This is a genomic window from Seonamhaeicola sp. ABD4_175, from assembly GCF_056160885.1.
Map to the genome: position 1 here is coordinate 1,450,814 of NZ_JBSWYC010000001.1, position 19,389 is coordinate 1,470,202.

16 protein-coding genes are annotated in these 19,389 nt (G+C 33.0%); 8 read left to right on the plus strand and 8 right to left on the minus strand.

Annotated elements, in window-relative coordinates; all coding sequences use genetic code 11:
- Positions 1-13: 13 nt before the first annotated feature.
- Together ACXAG4_RS05960 and ACXAG4_RS05965 are read right to left on the minus strand one after the other, a co-directional pair.
- Positions 14-2,458 carry an MORN repeat-containing protein gene (locus ACXAG4_RS05960; RefSeq protein ID WP_475295159.1) on the minus strand — a complete coding sequence of 815 codons (2,445 nt, stop codon included), beginning with the start codon at positions 2,456-2,458 and terminating at the stop codon, positions 14-16.
- Between the two features lie 159 nt (positions 2,459-2,617).
- A complete protein-coding gene (locus tag ACXAG4_RS05965) occupies positions 2,618-4,147 on the minus strand; it encodes an alpha-L-fucosidase (protein WP_475295160.1) in 1,530 nt (509 codons plus the stop codon).
- A 268-nt stretch (positions 4,148-4,415) separates the two neighbouring features.
- Between ACXAG4_RS05965 and ACXAG4_RS05970 the strand changes: the two genes are divergently transcribed.
- The 6 genes from ACXAG4_RS05970 (at position 4,416) to ACXAG4_RS05995 (ending at position 9,554) form a co-directional block, all read left to right on the plus strand.
- Positions 4,416-6,539 (plus strand): Tex family protein, encoded by a 2,124-nt coding sequence (locus tag ACXAG4_RS05970; protein WP_475295161.1) that lies wholly within the window; start codon positions 4,416-4,418, stop codon positions 6,537-6,539.
- A gap of 36 nt (positions 6,540-6,575) precedes the next feature.
- Positions 6,576-7,418: a helix-turn-helix domain-containing protein gene (locus ACXAG4_RS05975; RefSeq protein ID WP_475295162.1), complete on the plus strand. Its 843-nt coding sequence runs from the start codon at positions 6,576-6,578 to the stop codon at positions 7,416-7,418.
- Positions 7,419-7,509: 91 nt separating this feature from the next.
- Complete coding sequence (locus tag ACXAG4_RS05980; protein WP_475295163.1) at positions 7,510-7,668, plus strand: hypothetical protein; 159 nt, start codon at positions 7,510-7,512, stop codon at positions 7,666-7,668.
- A 131-nt stretch (positions 7,669-7,799) separates the two neighbouring features.
- Positions 7,800-8,348 carry a carboxymuconolactone decarboxylase family protein gene (locus ACXAG4_RS05985; RefSeq protein WP_475295164.1) on the plus strand — a complete coding sequence of 183 codons (549 nt, stop codon included), beginning with the start codon at positions 7,800-7,802 and terminating at the stop codon, positions 8,346-8,348.
- Between the two features lie 39 nt (positions 8,349-8,387).
- The gene (locus ACXAG4_RS05990; RefSeq protein ID WP_475295165.1) at positions 8,388-8,756 is read left to right on the plus strand and encodes a cupredoxin domain-containing protein; all 369 of its coding nucleotides are present in this window, start codon (positions 8,388-8,390) and stop codon (positions 8,754-8,756) included.
- Between the two features lie 117 nt (positions 8,757-8,873).
- Complete coding sequence (locus tag ACXAG4_RS05995; protein ID WP_475295166.1) at positions 8,874-9,554, plus strand: hypothetical protein; 681 nt, start codon at positions 8,874-8,876, stop codon at positions 9,552-9,554.
- 59 nt (positions 9,555-9,613) lie between these two features.
- On the opposite strand, the gene ACXAG4_RS06000 is transcribed toward ACXAG4_RS05995, so the two are convergent.
- A complete protein-coding gene (locus ACXAG4_RS06000) occupies positions 9,614-10,045 on the minus strand; it encodes a tellurite resistance TerB family protein (RefSeq protein WP_475295167.1) in 432 nt (143 codons plus the stop codon).
- Between the two features lie 245 nt (positions 10,046-10,290).
- Between ACXAG4_RS06000 and mfd the strand changes: the two genes are divergently transcribed.
- The gene (mfd, locus tag ACXAG4_RS06005) at positions 10,291-13,647 is read left to right on the plus strand and encodes a transcription-repair coupling factor (protein WP_475295168.1); all 3,357 of its coding nucleotides are present in this window, start codon (positions 10,291-10,293) and stop codon (positions 13,645-13,647) included.
- A 19-nt stretch (positions 13,648-13,666) separates the two neighbouring features.
- Positions 13,667-14,998: a TlpA family protein disulfide reductase gene (locus ACXAG4_RS06010; RefSeq protein ID WP_475295169.1), complete on the plus strand. Its 1,332-nt coding sequence runs from the start codon at positions 13,667-13,669 to the stop codon at positions 14,996-14,998.
- A 6-nt stretch (positions 14,999-15,004) separates the two neighbouring features.
- Here ACXAG4_RS06010 and ACXAG4_RS06015 read toward each other — a convergent pair whose 3' ends face one another.
- Genes ACXAG4_RS06015 through ACXAG4_RS06035 form a run of 5 tightly spaced genes read right to left on the minus strand, consistent with a single transcriptional unit; the run spans position 15,005 to position 19,375 of the window.
- Positions 15,005-15,364 carry a YraN family protein gene (locus tag ACXAG4_RS06015; RefSeq protein ID WP_475295170.1) on the minus strand — a complete coding sequence of 120 codons (360 nt, stop codon included), beginning with the start codon at positions 15,362-15,364 and terminating at the stop codon, positions 15,005-15,007.
- A gap of 57 nt (positions 15,365-15,421) precedes the next feature.
- Positions 15,422-16,582 carry a metal ABC transporter permease gene (locus ACXAG4_RS06020; RefSeq protein ID WP_475295171.1) on the minus strand — a complete coding sequence of 387 codons (1,161 nt, stop codon included), beginning with the start codon at positions 16,580-16,582 and terminating at the stop codon, positions 15,422-15,424.
- Complete coding sequence (locus tag ACXAG4_RS06025; RefSeq protein ID WP_475295243.1) at positions 16,575-17,690, minus strand: metal ABC transporter permease; 1,116 nt, start codon at positions 17,688-17,690, stop codon at positions 16,575-16,577. Before ACXAG4_RS06025 ends, ACXAG4_RS06020 begins: the two co-directional genes overlap by 8 nt.
- A 42-nt stretch (positions 17,691-17,732) precedes the next feature.
- Positions 17,733-18,470, minus strand: a complete 738-nt coding sequence (locus ACXAG4_RS06030; protein ID WP_475295172.1) for a metal ABC transporter ATP-binding protein — start codon at positions 18,468-18,470, stop codon at positions 17,733-17,735.
- On the minus strand, positions 18,470-19,375 hold the full coding sequence (locus ACXAG4_RS06035) for a metal ABC transporter solute-binding protein, Zn/Mn family (protein WP_475295173.1): 906 nt from the start codon (positions 19,373-19,375) through the stop codon (positions 18,470-18,472). Before ACXAG4_RS06035 ends, ACXAG4_RS06030 begins: the two co-directional genes overlap by 1 nt.
- Between the last annotated feature and the right edge of the window lie 14 nt (positions 19,376-19,389).

The window sequence follows — 19,389 nt, forward strand, 5'->3', positions numbered from 1 at the left end:
AGCTGAAAGGATTTTAATTTTTAGGTACATATTGTTTTTTTAATTTATATTGACTAGAAAACCTCTTAGATTCTTCTCTTATGAAAGTTTGTTCTTCATTACTTAATTCGACTAATATTTTTCCTGTATTCGCATTTGCATAAGGGTTTGGTAAGTATAATAAATATCTATGAGCGACTACTTTATCTAATTGAAATAGGTGTTTAAAAAATAATGCGTGTAGTTTATTTAATTTATCAATGCTCATTGTTTGTGTGTTATTATTATGTTGTTTAACTACAATTTTCTTAAACTCAGAATTACTTTTGTAGTATAAGCTTATTAATGAATTTGCTGCGGTTAACATAGCTTCTTCTGCTTGTTTTGAGGCAGTACTGTTATTTGTTGTAGTGGCTTCGGATGTATGTCCATTGGCATAATCAAGCACTAATTTACCTTCTTTAAACTCTCCGTAGCTTTTAGTGTTTGTTTTTTTATCTAGTTTTACACCAAGTCCTGTAATAAATCCATTGTGTGCAAAAGCACCTTTATAGACAAATGAACTGGTAAAAAATTGACCGGTATAATTTATTTTGCCACTTTCGTCCCAATCGCCCATATAACTATTGCCGTTAGTCCACATATAAGTGCCAGCTTTGTATGGCTTACCGTTTTTAAACAATCCCTCATAAACATCTCCTTGATCATAGGTAATAGATCCATAGCCATTGGTACAATTTCCGAGACAATTTCCACTAGACTTGCCGTTAGAAAAGTCGGTTAAAAGATTGGTTACCAATTTTCCCTCGTTATAGATACCAGCTTCAACAGTTTCTCCATTTTTTACAAAATATCCATAACCGTGTTGTTTTGTATCTTTCCAATGGCCATAATAGTGTAAGTTGTTCTGTTTCCAGTGGTAAATGCCATAACCATCGAGTTGACCTTCAAGGTAATTACCACTATAAGTGTCACCATTGGCGTAAACAAACTCTCCGTAACCGTTAATTTTTCCATTTTTAAAAAAACCCTCTACTTTGGCACCGCTTTCATAAGTATATGTTCCGTAACCGTTTGCACAATTTCCTGATATACACGAACTGTTTGATGATTTGTTTTGTGATGTATTTGAATTATTGGTAGTAGTGTTGCTTGTAGCTAGCTTATCATTAGAAGGATTAAAATAGCGTCCTTTGTTAAATAGCAATGGCTTTGCGTTACTATAATCTTGAGCAACATAAGTAGCTACACCATTAACAGCATATACTTGGTCTTGTGTATTGGCAATAACGCCTTTGTAAGTTACAGGTACTTTTTTTCCTTTGTGATAAAATGCAATGCGTGACTTATCTTGGTTTAGTATATACCATACTTCACTGCCTTTATCTGTCATAGAAATGGCTGAGTATGCCTTGTTTCCATTATTTGTACCATTCCCAAAAGCATTTTCGGCAAAGTATGTGTCATTGCTTTTAGCATCAATTACAATAATATTTCTATATTCGGTTTTAACCTCCCATTTTCTATTGGAAAACATACCGGTGTTTCCTTCTTCTATACAAATTGCAGTTTTTCCATCACTCACAATTATATTTTGTGCTTTAATTAAAGGCTTAAAGGGTATTAAATCTTTTAAAGATACCCATTCATCAAAAGCATTTGGGGAAATGTAATATGTAGATGTTAAAGGATTGAAAAAAATATAATCATTATTGAATCTGCAAAATAAGTTTGTATTGTCTAATTTCCCATTAATGTATAAATGAGGCATTGCAAGCCCTCCTTTTAAATTTTGATCTCCGGTTGTTTTTTTTATTACAGCATTTTTTTTAAAATCCTTATATTCACTATGGTAAATTATACTTCTTGTATATTGGTTTATTAAATTACCTGCTGTGTCGGTTTCTATCCTAGTGATCCAGTTGCCTTTTTCATCGTATTTATATTTAAAAAAGGTTTTCTCACTGTTTAAGGTTAATTTTCTTTCAGTTAATAAACCATTTGTATAGTATTCTATTTTAGTGGTTGGCGCCTTATCTTTTACTTTAGACACGATAGTTACCATTAATAAATCACCTTGTTTTTGGTAACTGTATTCGGTAGTTTTGTAGGCAAATGTTGCTTTTATTATTCGATTATAGTTGTCATATTCATAAATTCTACCCTCATCGTTTATTAAATTTCCATTTGCATCATATGTTATGACTGTTGTTTTTCCATCAGGATAGATATAAGTAATAGGTCTATTTTTCTGGTCCCTTTTTATATGGTAACTGTTATCAAAATCCAGCTCATTACCATTGGTATCGTAAAAGGAAAAATATTCTTGAAACACATCTCCTTTTAGTTGCGTGGTTTTTAAGTTAGCACCTTTTGGTAATGGGTTTACTGGGGCATTTATCCAATCGACATTTTGCGTATAACCATTAAAAGTTAACGTTAGTGTAAGTAATAGGCATAATTTTTTTAGTGTTTTCATAAAAAATACGAGTTGTTGAGGTTAACAAAACTACTTTTTAATGAAGTATGAAGAAATACGATAAACGTCGTATTTTTTTAATTTTATAGCAACTATATAAAACTAAAAAGCGCATGATTTTTTAAATCATGCGCTTTTTTATTGTAAATAAACTTATGCTTATTCTAATTCCATTTTAAAAACATTGGCTAAACCACTTAACTCAATGTCATTTGGTACCGTTATACTATGAGAACGTTCAGTTCTATCCCATTCAACTTCTTTACCAGATTTTAACTCAACAACACGTTTTACAGGTGTTGCAGGTCCATATCCAATATTATTTAGTTTACCTAACTTAATTTTACTTCCTGCTTTAGGTTTTCCTAAAACAAATACGTAAAGTGATTTTTTATCTTTTGAAGTAGTAAAACGGATATCACTAGCGGTGTATTTTACTTTAGCCGATTGCCCACCATGAGCACCATCTTCGGCTTTTGCGTGCCCAAATCCATAAATATGGAATGGTCTTGTGCCATAAACAGCTTCACCATAAGTTTCTAACCATGAGCCAACACCTGTTAATAAATCGCGTTGTTCTTTATTAATAGTACCATCGGCCATTGGTGAAATGTTTAATAATACAACACCGTTTTTACTCCAAACATCAATCATATTTCTTAATAAAAGCTCTGGAGATTTGTATACTTGTCCATGCGTATAACACCAGCTACCTTTATCACTAACAGTAATATCGGTCATCCAAACGGTTTCAGAAACATCTTTTTTACCACCTTGTTCAATATCTAAAACACTCATAGTTTTAGGTAAATCGTCATGCTTAGCAATTAATACAGGCTCTTGTCCTGTTTTTAAACCGTTGTTTAAAAAATGAGCAGACATTTCTTGTATTTTATCTTCAGCTACATGGTTTAACCATACATCATACCATAACATGTCTGGTGAATATTTATCAACCACCTCATTTACCTGATCTAGCCAATATTGGTCAAATTCTTTTTGTGGCATGTTACCATAAAACATTTTAAGTTTTTCATCTTCAGAAGACGTTGGGTAATCTGGGTGGTAAGCAAAATGGCTATTGTAAGTATCCCATTTAGTAGAATCACCGTCATGACGTTGTCTTAACCTAGCATGATGGAAAGATGTCATGGTTTTTAAACCACGTTTTTTAACGGCTGTTAATATTTCACCAGTAATATCTTTTTTTGGGCCCATATCGGCAGAGTTCCAAGGGTTAATTTCACTATCCCACATTGCAAAACCATCGTGGTGTTGTGCAACAGGGCCAGCAAACTTAGCGCCGGCTGCTTTAAATAAATCTGCCCAATTTTCAGCATCAAAATTTTCAGCTTTAAACATTGGTATAAAATCATGGTAACCAAATTCTTCTAACTTACCATAATTTTTTTCATGGTATTCTTTATAATCTGGATGCTCATTAACTCTGTATAACCTGTACGGATACCATTCTGAGCCATAAGCAGGAACGCTATAAACACCCCAGTGAAAGTATATGCCTAGTTTAGAATCGTGAAACCATTCAGGGTCTGCTGTATGTTTTGCTAAAGACTCCCAATTAGCTTCATAGTTGCTAGAGTCACTTTCATTTGCCATGGCCAACTTTTCTTCTTGCTTACAAGAAACCAATACAAGACCAACAGCTAAAATTTTCAAAAAATTTTTCATCTCTTAAGTTTATTTACATTTGGTTAGAATACAACGCAAATTAAATTAATTGATAACAAATTGAGTGTAACAATCGTTTTTAAAAGTAGAACGAATGGTCATTTTACTAAATATTGGTTAGATTTTACTGATTGTTGTTGTTGTTTTATAGTGTTGATTATCAATTGAAAAATAACGATGTTAAGTAAAAAACTATACAGAAACACCTTTAGTTATATAAAAAAAAGAAGTTTCTTTTCTAAATTGCATCTGTTTCAAAATTAAAAACATGTTATTACTAAATTACATACAAACACATACACAATTACCAGAAAAAGCCATACAAAATACCATTAGTTTATTAAATGATGCATGTACCATACCGTTTATTTCTCGTTACCGGAAGGAAGCCACAGGAAATTTAGATGAGGTACAAATAGGCAATATTGTAAAATATAAAGGACAATTTGAAGCTTTAGAAAAACGAAAAGCAGCTATTTTAAAAGCTTTGGAAGAGCAAGGTGTTTTAACTGAAGGTTTAGAACAAAAAATAACCGCTTCATCAGATTTAACCACGCTTGAAGATTTATACCTACCATACAAAAAAAGCCGAAAAACAAAGGCTGAAAAAGCGCGCCAGTTAGGTTTAGAGCCTTTAGCCAAAATAATAATGAGCCAGAATGCCAGAGATGTTGAGTCGGTTGCACTTCGTTATGTAAAAGGTGAAATAAACACGGTTGAAGACGCTCTTGTAGGTGCACGCCACATTATAGCCGAATGGATAAACGAGCGCACCGATATTCGTAATAATATTCGGTATCAATTAGAGCGTTTCGCTATGATTTCAACAAAGGTTATAAAAACAAAAGAAAATGAAGAAGAATCCCAAAAATTTAAAGATTATTTTAATTGGGAAGAATCGCTTAGCAGAATACCATCGCACCGTTTGTTGGCCATTTTAAGAGCCGAGAAAGAAGGGTTTATTCGTGTAAAAATTGAAATTGATGACGATAGAGCGTTAAATAAAATAGAACAGCGCCTTATAAAATCGAATAACGATTGCGCCGAACAAATAGAAATAGCCATAAAAGATGCTTACAAACGTTTATTATTACCATCCTTAAGTAATGAAGCTTTACAAAAAGCCAAAGAAAAAGCCGATGAAGCTGCAATTACTGTTTTTGCCAAAAACTTAAAACAATTGTTACTAGGTTCGCCATTAGGAGAAAAACGTGTTTTAGCAATCGACCCAGGATTTCGTACAGGTTGTAAAATTGTGTGTTTAGATGCCCAAGGGCAATTAAAACACAACGAAACCATTTATCCACATCCTCCAAAAAACGATAGCACAGGCGCAATTAAAAAAATTAGCACCTTAGCCGAAGCTTATAAAATTGAAGCCATTGCTATTGGAAACGGAACAGCCTCACGCGAAACCGAAGCTTTAGTGCGTAAAATTAGGTTTAAAAACGATATGCAAGTATTTGTGGTTAGCGAAGCCGGAGCAAGCATTTATTCGGCATCAAAAATTGCGCGCGACGAGTTTCCAAATTACGATGTTACCGTACGCGGAAGCGTTTCTATTGGGAGGCGATTACAAGACCCATTGGCAGAATTGGTTAAAATTGAAGCTAAAAGCATTGGCGTTGGGCAATATCAACACGATGTAGACCAAACAAAGCTGAAAAGTGAGCTTGATACTGTTGTTGAGCATTGTGTTAATGCTGTTGGTGTAAACTTAAATACAGCTAGTAAAAGCTTGCTAAGTTATGTGTCTGGTATTGGATCAAAACTTGCCGAAAATATTGTGACTTATCGCGACGAGAACGGTGCATTTAAATCGCGTACCGATTTAAAAAATGTGCCACGTTTAGGAGGAAAAGCCTTCGAGCAAGGTTCGGCATTTCTTAGAATAAAAGATGCTAAAAATCCGTTAGACGATTCTGCGGTGCATCCAGAAAGTTATCACATTGTTAAAACCATTGCTAAAAACGAAGGCAAAACCGTTAGCGAGCTTATTGGAAATTCACAAGTGTTAAAAAGTATAAAATTAAATCAATATGTTTCTGAAACAGTTGGGTTGCCAACGCTTCAAGATATTGTAAAAGAGCTTGAAAAACCTGGTTTAGATATTCGCGAACAAGCTAAGGTTTTCACCTTCAATCAAAACATAAAAACCATAACCGATGTTCAAGAAGGGCAATTGCTACCAGGCATTGTAAACAACGTTACTAATTTTGGTGCTTTTGTAGATATTGGTATTAAGGAAAGCGGGTTAATTCATATTTCAAACCTATCCGATGGTTTTGTAAGCGATGTAAACGAGCACGTTAGTTTGCATCAGCAAGTTATTGTTAAGGTTTTAGAGGTAGATTTTCCGCGAAAGCGCATTCAATTAAAGTTGCATAAATAGATGTAATGTTTTGTTTAGTTTTGAGACTTATTGTGCATGATACATGCATTTACCGAGTTTGCAACAAACGCCTTATTAAAAATAGGAAGTGAAACCCTTTTGCAACCCTTTAAAACAGCTAAACCTTTAGATGTTTACGCGTTTATTTGCACAAATGCAGTTAAGGCTAATGTTGAGGTTGATAGCATACCAATTACTTTGCAACCACACAGTATTTTGGCGCTTACAAATGTGCAATATTTTAAGTTTTTAAATGGCGAAAATTTAAAAGTGTATTTTTTTAACCGCGAATTTTACTGTATAAAAGACCATGATAAAGAGGTTGGTTGCGCTGGTATTTTGTTCTTTGGAAATGAGCCAAACCCCATAATTACATTAAACGAAAAAGAACAGACAAAGTTTAATATTCTACATGATATTTTTATTGATGAATTAGAAACTAAAGACAATATTCAGGCAGAAATGTTACGAATGCTCATGGCAAGATTCATTATAAAAACTACCCGATTATTAAAAGATAAAACGGATGTTGATGCCCAAAAACTAGATGCTAAAACCGAACTGTTAAGAGCTTTTAATGTACTGGTTGAAACACATTTTAGAGAGCAACATAGTGTACAGTTTTATGCAGATGCTTTATATAAATCGGCCAAAACGCTATCAAATTCATTTTCAAAATTAAATAAAAGTCCGTTAAAAATAATTCACGAACGTATTATTTTAGAAGCAAAACGTTTATTAATGTACACCAACAAAACAGCTAAAGAAATTGCGTTTGAATTAGGCTTTGAAGATGCATCGCATTTAAGCCGTTTATTTAAAAAATACACTAGCGTATCACCTTCAGACTTCAAAAAACAACTAGAAACCACTTCTTAGGGAAAAATTGACAAACACTTGGGTGTTTCATCTATGGTTACGCCTTTCCTTTTCATTCATCTTTGCATTGTAATTGTAAAACAACAGAACGATGAATTTAAAACACATATCTATTTTCAATTTAATTGAAATTTTCAGAGGAAAAAAGCAACAAGCGTTTAACACTATTAGTGCTAAAACACATTGTGAACAAAAACACATACACGATTTTTATTGTGATGCAGAACGCCCATTTGTAAACCAAAATTAAAACTAGAAAAACACAAAAGGGAAAAAATGACATGCCAACGGGATATGTTTACATGGTGTAAAACCCAAGCATGTTGCAACTTTGTACCAAGATTAAAAACAATAAACACAACAATTTAAAAATTAATAATTATGAGCACATTTAATGTACCAACAAGAGAAGAAGTAACAGGAAACAACCAAGCAATTTTTGATAATTTACAAAAAGCATTAGGCTTTGTACCAAATTTATACGCTACTATGGCGCACTCAAAAACTGCATTAGGCGCTTTTTTGCAATTTTCAGATACAAAATTATCGCTTTCAGCAAAAGAAAAAGAGGTTATAGACTTGGCGGTAAGTCAAGTTAATAATTGTAAGTATTGTCAGTCTGCACATACTGCAACAAGTAAATTAAAAGGTTTTACAGACGAGCAAATTTTAGAACTTAGACAAGGAAAAGCCTCATGGGATGCAAAATATAATGCTTTAGCTGTTTTAGCAAAAGATGTAGCTAAAAATGGCGGTAAAGCTTCAGAAGCTGCAAAAGAAGCCTTTTTTAATGCAGGTTACACCAAAGAAAACTTAGTAGACTTAACATTGGCTTATGCCATGATAACAGTTACCAATACTTTACACAATTTAACCGAAGTAGCTATAGATTTTCCTTTAGCTCAAGAACTTGAAACAGTAAACGTATAAATAATTTAAACCAAAATAATAATAATAGATAATAGAAAGATGAAAAAAGTAGTATCAATTTTAGTAGTAGCTTTAGCATTTATAGTAAATGTAAACGCACAAGAGGTAAAAACCATTACTTTAGAACAAACAAAAGGTGAGTTTACACAAAAATCTGTAACAGTAAAGGAAGGAACTTATGTTTTTGCCATTGCAAACAATAATGTAGGCAAAGATGTAGGCTTGGTTTTAGTAAAAAAAGGAGCAGATGCTAGTAATGCAGAAAACCATATTAAAACAGCTTATGTTACACAAGTTGTAAAAAACGGAAAGGTAGAAAAATCTAATCCAACAAAATTAACTAAAGGTGAATATGTATACTTTTGTCCGTTAAACCCAACACCACAATACACGCTTACAGTAAAGTAGAGTAATTGGTTGACGCCAAATAATATAAACCTCTGGATATTAATTCAGGGGTTTTGTAGTTTTCAATACATATTTATAAATAAAAATACTATTTTTAGTGTTATTTAAATATTTATTATGAAAGTTCTAGTTTTAAAAATAACGTTAGTTTTTTCTATTAGTTTTGTGTTTGCTCAACAGCAAAATGTAAAAAGTACTGTAGTTGCTTTTAAAAAATATGGACTTAATAACGTAGAAATTAAAGCAAAAAAAGCAAAAAACACGGTGTATTCAGATTCTTTGGGTCGTTTTTCTATTCAGTGTAGTAAAAATGATGTTTTGGTGTTTAATGCAAGCGGTTTTCAAAACTTAAGAGTTAAGCTAAAAGATTTAGACTCAACAAACGTTAATTTACTTATAATTGAAAATAAACAAGCCTATAAAGATGTTGTTGAAAACAATCATCTCTCTGAGATAAAACTTAATTATTGTTTAGAAAACGAAATTGATAGTAATAATAACTTTGACAGATTGGGTACTATTTATGAAGTAATTCAATATGTTTATCCACAAGCACGAATTACAGATGAAAATGCTGGTTTTGGTACCACAGGAAAACAAGTTATTTTAGATGCTAGAGCAGTTAAATCTATTTTAAGTAGTCCTTTAGCATTATTAGTGGTAGACGGTATAGTTACAACAAATATAGCAGGTATAAGCCCACCAGAAGTAAAAACAGTAAAAGTGCTTTCTGCGGCAGAATCGGGTCATTGGGGTACAAGAGGCGCCAATGGAGTAGTAGAAATTACACTAAAGTAAAACAAAAAAGCGAAACCAATTTTGGTTTCGCTTTTTTATTATTCTAAAGTTTAAAAAAACTATCTATTCATATTTTTAATAGCATCAACAAACGTATCAAGGTCTGCCCCTTGTTTAACAAGTGTTGAGGCCTTATCAATAATATACTTAACATTAACCGCATGAAAACCTAAACCAACCGCAATTTTGTTAAGTAAAGTATCTTCAGCTTCGCCATGAATATCATCAACATAAACCATTCTAACAAGGTCATACAAACGCTCTAAACGCAAATCGTAAGACGCCGGCGGATTAATAGGATGCTTAGCATAATTCTTCAAAATAGTTGTATAATCAACCTCGCTAATATCTAATCTTTTAGCTAATCTATCTAAAAAAGCACGCTCATCATCAGTAATAACACCATCGGCCATAGCAACTCTTACAATAGAAGCAAAATGGCTCTCATTACGCTTTTTAAAACCACTGTCAAATAAATCTGAAAACGACATAATTATCAATTTTTTAAGTGCTGCAAACCTACATATTTTTTTAATAAATGTAGCTTAAAAAAATAATTTTTTGGGCGTTCCCTGTGGGCGGGCTTTCACTACTCGCTGCCTCCTACGTCGGCGAGCTCAAACACACCGTTCAATCCCTAACGCAAACTTAACCCAATAATCCATGCATTTTAAGCTTGTATATTGCCTAAAATAAAGTACATACCTTATCTTTGCAGCTTTAAAAACATAATTAGGTGAGTAAAACCCATATTTCTCAAGCCTATTTACAGGTTTTGCAAACGCATAATCTGAAAAATGCTATTGCCCAAAAACAATCAAAAATACATTTAAAAGGTCTCGTAGGTTCATCATTATCATTTGTAATTGCCAACGCATTTAAACAAGCCAAAAAACCATTTTTATTGGTGTTTGATGACAAAGAAGAAGCCGCACATTACCTAAACGATTTTGAGCAACTTTGTGATAAAACCAATGTGCTTTTCTACCCAGGTAGTTACCGTAGGCCGTATCAAATAGAAGAAACAGATAACGCCAATGTGCTATTACGTGCCGAGGTTTTAAACCGTATAAATTCACAAAAAAAACCAGCATTAATAGTAACCTACCCCGATGCACTTTTTGAGCAAGTAGTTACCCGTAAAGAGCTGGAGCGTAACACCCTTAAAATTGCTGTAGCCGATAATTTATCAATAGATTTTGTAAATGAAGTATTGTTTGAATACAAATTTAAACGCGTAGATTTTGTAACAGAACCTGGCGAGTTTTCTGTGCGAGGTGGTATTGTAGATGTGTTTTCATTCTCAAATGATGAACCTTACCGTATTGAGTTTTTTGGTGATGAGGTTGATAGTATTAGAACCTTTGATGTAGCATCTCAACTATCTATAAATCAAATAAAAAAAATTAACATTATACCCAATGTTGCTAATAAACTTTTAGAAGAAAGACGCCAAAGTTTTTTACGGTACATAGCACAAAAAACAGTGATTGGTATAAAAAATGCCAACATGCTTTTTTCTAGAATTGACGATTTTTTTGAAAAAGCCGAGGCTGCATTTACAAACCTTTCGCCCGATATTAAACATAGCAAACCGCAAGAATTATTCTGTAATTCGGCATTGCTAAAAAGCCAACTTTTAGAATTTTCAATTTTAGAGTTTGGTACACAAAATATTTTCACAAATTCAGAAAATGAAGCACATCAAACCCTAGAATTTAATACCTCGCCACAACCGTCTTTCAACAAACAATTTAATTTATTAATTGAAGATTTAAATACAAATCACAACAACGGTTATAAAAATTATATAGCGTGTATTAGTGAGCAACAAGCTAAACGTTTTCATGATATTTTTGACGATTCAAATTTAGAAGTTGCACCGTATAACACCGTAATTTTATCGTTACACCAAGGTTTTGTAGATCATGAAAATAAAATAGTTTGCTACACCGATCATCAAATATTTGAACGTTATCACAAATTCAGTATAAAAAATGGTTATGCCAAAAAGCAAGCCATAACACTAAAAGAGCTTACTAACTTAGATATTGGAGATTACGTTACGCATATTGATCATGGAATTGGGCGTTTTGGCGGACTTCAAAAAATTGATGTTGAAGGCAAAAAACAAGAAGCTATAAAACTTATTTATGGTGAGCGCGATGTGCTGTATTTAAGCATACATTCACTTCATAAAATAACAAAATATAACGGTAAAGATGGCAAACCACCAAAGGTTTACAAACTTGGTAGCAATGCTTGGAAAACCTTAAAACAAAAAACAAAAGCAAAAGTAAAACATATTGCTTTTAACCTTATAAAACTTTACGCTAAACGTAAAACCGAAAAAGGCTATCAATACAAACCAGATAGCTATATGCAGCATGAGTTAGAAGCGTCTTTTATTTATGAAGACACACCAGACCAAAGTACTGCAACGGCCGATATTAAAGCCGATATGGAAAGTGAGCGCCCAATGGATAGGCTTATTTGTGGCGATGTTGGTTTTGGTAAAACAGAGGTAGCTATACGTGCGGCATTTAAAGCTGTTGATAACGGCAAACAAGTAGCTGTTTTGGTACCTACAACCATTTTAGCATACCAACATGCACGCACGTTTAGAAAACGTTTAAAAGATTTTCCTGTAACGGTAGATTATGTAAACCGTTTTAGAACTGCCAAACAAAAACGTGAAACCCTAGAGCTGTTAGAAAAAGGAGGTGTAGATATTATTATTGGCACGCACCAATTGGTAAACAAAAACGTAAAATTTAAAGATTTAGGGCTTTTAATTGTAGACGAAGAACAAAAATTTGGAGTTGCTGTAAAAGAAAAGCTTAAAACCATAAAAGAAAATGTAGATGTATTAACGCTTACCGCAACGCCAATACCTCGAACGCTTCAGTTTAGTTTAATGGCAGCGCGCGATTTATCGGTAATTACAACACCACCACCAAACCGCTACCCAATTGAAAGTCATGTTATTCGTTTTAATGAAGAAACCATACGTGATGCGGTGAGTTATGAAATTGAACGTGGCGGACAAATTTTCTTCATTCACAACCGTATTGAAAATATAAAAGAAGTTGCAGGCATGATTCAGCGTTTGGTGCCCGATGCTAAAATTGGCGTTGGCCACGGACAAATGGAAGGCAAAAAACTAGAAGAACTTATGCTTCAATTTATGGATGGCGGTTTTGATGTTTTAGTTAGCACCACCATTATTGAAAGCGGTTTAGATGTGCCAAATGCCAATACTATTTTTATAAATAATGCCAATAATTTTGGGTTAAGTGATTTGCACCAAATGCGTGGTCGCGTTGGCCGAAGCAATAAAAAAGCATTCTGTTATTTTATTACACCAGAATATAGTGCCATGACCGAAGATGCCCGTAAACGTATTGCTGCCTTAGAACAGTTTACAGATTTAGGTAGCGGGTTTAATATTGCAATGAAAGATCTTGAAATTCGTGGTGCGGGAGATTTGTTGGGCGGTGAACAAAGCGGATTTATAAATGAAATAGGTTTTGATACCTATCAAAAAATATTAAACGAAGCTATTGAAGAACTCAAAGAAAACGAGTTTAAAGATTTATACAATGAACCAGAAGAAGACAAAACATACGTAAAAGACGTAACTATTGATACAGATTTTGAATTATTGTTTCCAGATAGCTACATAAACAACATTGCCGAAAGATTAAGTTTATACACAAAACTAAACGAACTTGAAACCGAAGAAGAACTAACAAGGTTTGAAAATGATTTAATTGATAGGTTTGGAGAATTACCACCACAAGTGACCGATTTGTTAAACAGTGTCAAAATAAAGTGGTTAGCAACTAAAATAGGTTTTGAAAAAATAATAATGAAAAAAGGAAAGCTTATAGGATATTTTATAAGCAACCAGCAAAGTAGTTTTTATCAAAGTACCACATTTACAAACGTTTTAAAATACGTACAAACAAATTCTAATATTTGTAAAATGAAAGAGAAACAAACCCGCCAAGGCTTAAGATTATTACTTACTTTTGATAAGGTAAACTCTGTAGAAAAAGCTTTAACACTATTAAAACCCATTGTGGCGTAATTATTGTCTATTAAATAATATGAAACACTGTTTAAAACTTATTGTAGCTATATTAATATGTCCCATATTTGCTTGGGGGCAACACACCATTAAAGGTACGTTTTCACCACCCGAAGACTATAAAATAGCACTGCTTTATAAAGTAACGCCAACAGTTTCACAATACATAACAAACGCTAGTGTAAATACAGATGGTACGTTTCAGCTAAAACTAGATTCTACAGTAACAAAAGGTATGTACAGGTTGGTGTATGCCATACCTCAAGAAGACTATAATTTTGATATTATTTATAATGCAGAAGAAGATATTGAATTAACTTTTAATTCTGAAACAGGCGTAAAGTTCCAAAAATCTGTAGAAAATAAATTATTAACATCGTACACCAATAGCATGTCTATGGTTACCCACAGTATAGGTAAATTTTACAGTGAAAAAAGTAAAGACACACTGGCGCTTCTAAAAATTTTTGATACCCAAAGAAACACGCAAAAAAGCTACGAAGAAGCAGCTAAAAATCTTATAGTTTTAAATTTTATAAAAGCCAATAAGCCTTATATTCCTTCAACTTTTGAAGATGTAAAAATCTACGTTAAAAATTTGCAAACGCACTATTTTGATCATGTAGATTTTACCAACAAAACACTTCAAAGCTCTAATATTTTAGAAGAAAAAATGCTAAACTATGTGTTTGGTATGAATGTAGATGCTGATGATGAAGTTGAAAATTATAAAACAAACATTAACGTTGTTGCAAATGCCATGAAACCTGCAAATAATAAAGTAAAACGTATTTTGTTAGTAAGTTTGTGGCAGCAAATGGTAGATTTAAACCAAGAAACTGTAGCCAATTACATTTCAGAAAAATATTTAATGGATATTGCTGTAGCGTTAAATGATCAAGAGCTTATAAATAGTTTAATAACTTTTGAAAATTTATCACGTGGTAAAGTAGCACCAGATTTTGATGTTGAAATAACGCAAAACGGAAAAAAAGTAACAAAAAAACTAACAGAACTTCAAGGGTTTGATAAATATGTTATTGTTTTTTGGAGCAGCGCCTGTTCGCATTGTTTAGATGAAATTCCTATGTTACAAAAATTTATGAAGGAAAAAACAAATGTAAAAGTAGTGGCTGTAGCTTTAGAAAATGAACCCTATAAATGGAAAAGTTTAACCTACGATTTTCCTGAGTTTATTCATGTTTATGGTGAAGGAAAATGGGATAACCCAATTGGAGATGATTATGCTGTATCTGCAACACCAACTTATTTTGTTTTAAATAAAGACAAAAAAATTATTTCAAAACCAGAAGATTTTGAGGCTTTTATAAAATTTTTTCAAGAAGAATAACGCATGTTAAAAGTGATAAAAAGCATCTTTTAAATGTTCTATTTTAAAAGTTTTGCCATTTTTCACAATAGCAATAATATCAAAACGAACTTCAACATCTAAATTGTTTACAGTAACATATTCATCAACAGCTTTCACTAAATTTTTTATTTGTTTTGGTTTTACAAAATCTTGCGGATTGCCAAAATCTGTGCTAGACCTAGTTTTAACTTCAACAATGGCAAGTGTGTCTTTTTTTTGAGCGATAATATCCACTTCGGCCTTATCAAAACGGTAGTTGCGTTCAATAATATCATAGTTGTTTTCAATAAGAAAATCAACCGCTAATTGCTCGCCTTTTTTGCCTAATTCGTTGTGTTGTGCCATGTTATAAAGGTAATGTTTATTTAAACACAATGGTTTGTAACCATCTGTAAATAGCGGTTATCCTCTAAACAAAAAGAAATCATCTTTCATATGTTCTATTTTACCGTCTTGATTGGTAATAATATAATCAATAGCTTGGGTGGTAAATTTTTCGCCTTTTTTGGTAAGTGACACTATGTTTTTATTAATAATAATCATGTTATTTTTTAAGGCTAAATCTAACACGGTTTTACTTCTAACTTTTTGCCAATTTATATGTTCGTTTAAATGGTTGACATGGCGTTCTTCTGTTTCATTATGATTTTTAAGATGTAACAAAAATGTTAAAAGAGATACTTCTGCACGTTGTTGTTTTTCTCTGTAAAGTACTGCTATAAAACCTTTGTTTGGCGCAAATAAATACACTAGTAAAAAAATAACACCTAACATGGTTGTTATAGAACCAGAAATAGAAGCATCTAACCAATGAGCAACCCAATACCCCGAAATAGCACTAAAAACTCCAAAAATAATAGCAAATAAGAGCAAACGTTTTAAGTTATTTGTTATTAAATAGGCAGCTGCGGCTGGGGCAATCATGAGTGCTACTACTAAAATAGCGCCAACAGCATCAAAAGCACCAACGGTTGCAATAGATGAAACCGCCATTAAGCCATAATGAATAACCACTGGCGAAAACCCTAATGAAGCTGCTAATCCTGCATCAAAAGTGCTAACTTTAAGTTCTTTAAAAAAGGTAATTAATAAACCAATAGTTGCAAGTAATATAGAGCCAATAATCCATAAAGATTTAGGGCCGTAATCTGCACCGTTTATTAGCAATCTATCAAATGGTGCAAAAGCTAATTCGCCTAATAAAACGGCATCAACATCTAAATGTACATCATTAGCATTTTTAGCTATTAAAATAACGCCAATACTAAATAATGCCGGAAAGACTAAACCTATGGCAGTGTCTTCTTTTACCAAACCTGTTTTTTGAATATATTCAACCAAAACCACAGTAATTATACCAGTTACGGCAGCTAATAAAATAAGTACAGGCGAATTTAAATCTTGTGTAATAAAAAAGCCAATAACAATACCGGGTAAAATAGAGTGGCTTATGGCATCGCTAATCATTGCCATTTTACGCAATACTAAAAACGTACCCGGAATGGCGCAGGCAATTGCTGCTAAACATGCAATAAGTTGTATTTCAATTTGAGGGCTAATCATCTGTTTGTTGATTGTATAAATTTGAAGCGGCTTTAAAGCCTTTGTTGGTTAAACTCCACATGTTACCGCTTATGGTTACGTAGTTTTTATGTACTAATTTTTGAAGCGTGCCTTTGGTGTAGCCATGAAAATTATTTAAAATTTTAATAGCATGCGGATGTGAAATATCATTATGAGTTTCAGCAATATGATACATAAACGCTAATGTTTTATTAAGCTGAAGATCTCTGCGGTTTTTAATAAATCTAATTTGCTTAAAAAGAAGTCCTCTGGTTGGTGAAAATACAAAGGATACCAATACAAAAATACTAGCAATAATAACAATTACGGGCCCTGTAGATAAATTGTTTTGTGTAGCGCTTACCGCAGTACCAAAAACACCTGAAAATGCTCCAAAAATAGCTGCTAAAATTACCATTTTGCCTAAACTGTTTGTCCATTGTCTTGCTGCCGCTGCAGGAGCAAGTAACATAGCGCTCATTAATACAACACCAACGGTTTGTAAACCTAAAACAATAGCTAACACAATAAATGATGTAATTAAAACATCAATAAATTTGGTGTTAAAGCCAAGTGTTTTAGTGTAATCGGCATCAAAAAGTAAGATTTTAAATTCTTTCCAAAATAGCAATAAAACAATTAAACAAATGCCCGTTACAAAGGTCATAAACCAAACATCTTTTTCAACTAAAGTAGCAGCTTGTCCAAATAAATATTTATCTAAACCTGCTTGGTTAGCGTTAGGTTGTTTTTGTATGAAGGTTAGCAACAACATACCGAAACCGAAAAATAATGATAAAATTAACCCAAGTGCAGTATCAGATTTTAAATGTGTTTTAGTAATAATACCATGAATCCAGAAAGTACCAATTAACCCACTAATTAAAGCACCTAAAAGTAATATGTTAGATTCTTTTGTGCCGGTAATTAAAAAAGCTATAGCAATACCAGGTAAAGCAGCATGAGAAATGGCATCGCCTAATAAACTTTGCTTACGCAACACAGCAAAACTACCCAACATTCCTGTAACTGCTCCTAAAATAGCGGTTCCTAGTGTAATAGTGCGCAAGGTATAATCTGTAAATAGTAATTCTATGTAATCTTTAATATTCAAAATGTTTCTTTTTTTAAACTATCTACTTGTAAGGGCTTATTTTTGTAAGCTTACTTTGTAATTTATACCATAGGTTTTGGTTAAATAGTCGTCGTTAAAAATATCTTTTACGGGTCCTGTAGCAATTTTTTTTACGTTTAAAAAGGTTACCCAGTCAAAATATTCAGGAACGGTTTGTAAATCGTGATGCACAACAATGACTGTTTTTCCAGCTTTTCGTAATTCTTTTAAAATATTAATAATAGCTATCTCTGTGGTGGCATCTACACCTTGGAAAGGTTCGTCCATAAAATAAATAGATGCGTTTTGCACCAAAGCACGTGCTAAAAATATGCGTTGTTGTTGCCCGCCAGATAATTGACTTATTTGCCGGTTTTTAAAAGGAAGCATGCCAACTTTTTCTAAAGCCTCTAGTGCTTCTTTTTTTTGTTTTTGCCCAGGGCGTTTTATCCAACCTAAACTACCATAAGTTCCCATAGTAACCACATCGAGTGCTGTGGTTGGAAAATCCCAATCTACACTGCCTTTCTGTGGTACGTATGCCACTAATTTTCGTTGTTTGTCGTATGGCTTTCCATAGATAGAAACACTACCTGCAATAGGTTTTAAAATGCCTAAAATAGATTTTATTAAGGTTGATTTTCCCGCGCCATTTGGTCCAACAATTGCCATAAGTACGCCTTCAGGAATTTCTAAATCGATATCCCAAAGTACGGGTTTGTAGTTATAAGCAACGGTTAAATCGTCTACTTTTACGGCAATATTTCGTTCCATTATTTTAGAGCATTAACTATAGTATTCACATTGTACTTATACATTCCAATATAAGTTCCTTCAACTGTTTCAGCATCACCTAAGGCATCAGAATAAAGTGTTCCACCAATAGTAACTTCATGGTTTTTGGATTTTACAGCAGCTTGTAAGGCTTCTATTGTACGTTTTGGTACCGAGCTTTCCACAAAAATAGCATTCACTGTATTCTCAATAATAAAAGCTGTGAGCTTTTGTACATCTTGTACACCAGCTTCGGTTGCGGTTGATAAGCCTTGTAAACCAACAACTTCAAAATGAAACGATTTTCCGAAGTAATTAAAGGCATCATGTGCTGTTACCAATATGCGTTTTTCCTGCGGAAGTGTTTCAATAATCGCCGAAATTTCCTGTTTTAAAGTTACTAATTGCGCGTGATAACTTTCCCAATTTTTTTTGAAAGTTTGTGCATGTTCTGGGATTGATTCTTCTAGTGTTTTTGCAACATAAGCACCGGCTTGCATCCAATAATCGATGTTAAACCAAATGTGCGGATCATAGTTTGAAGCAAAATACTCTGAACCAATTAAAGTCGATTTATTTAAAGCATCAGCAATTGCAACGGTTTTTTTGCTTTTCATTTTTTCAAAAACTTCAACCAGCTTTCCTTCTAAATGCAAACCGTTATAAAAAATAACATCGGCACTTACCAGTTTGGTTACGTCGCCTTCACTGGCTTTGTAAAGGTGCGGATCTACACCGCTTCCCATTAATCCTTTTACTTCTATAACATTGCCTCCAATATTTTTTACCAAATCGGTAATCATGGTGGTTGTGGTTACTACTTGTAATTTTCCTGATGATTTTTTGTCGCTTTTACAGCTAAAAATCATATTTAAAAAACATAAAATTAAAACTACTTTTTTCATATTGGTATTCATTT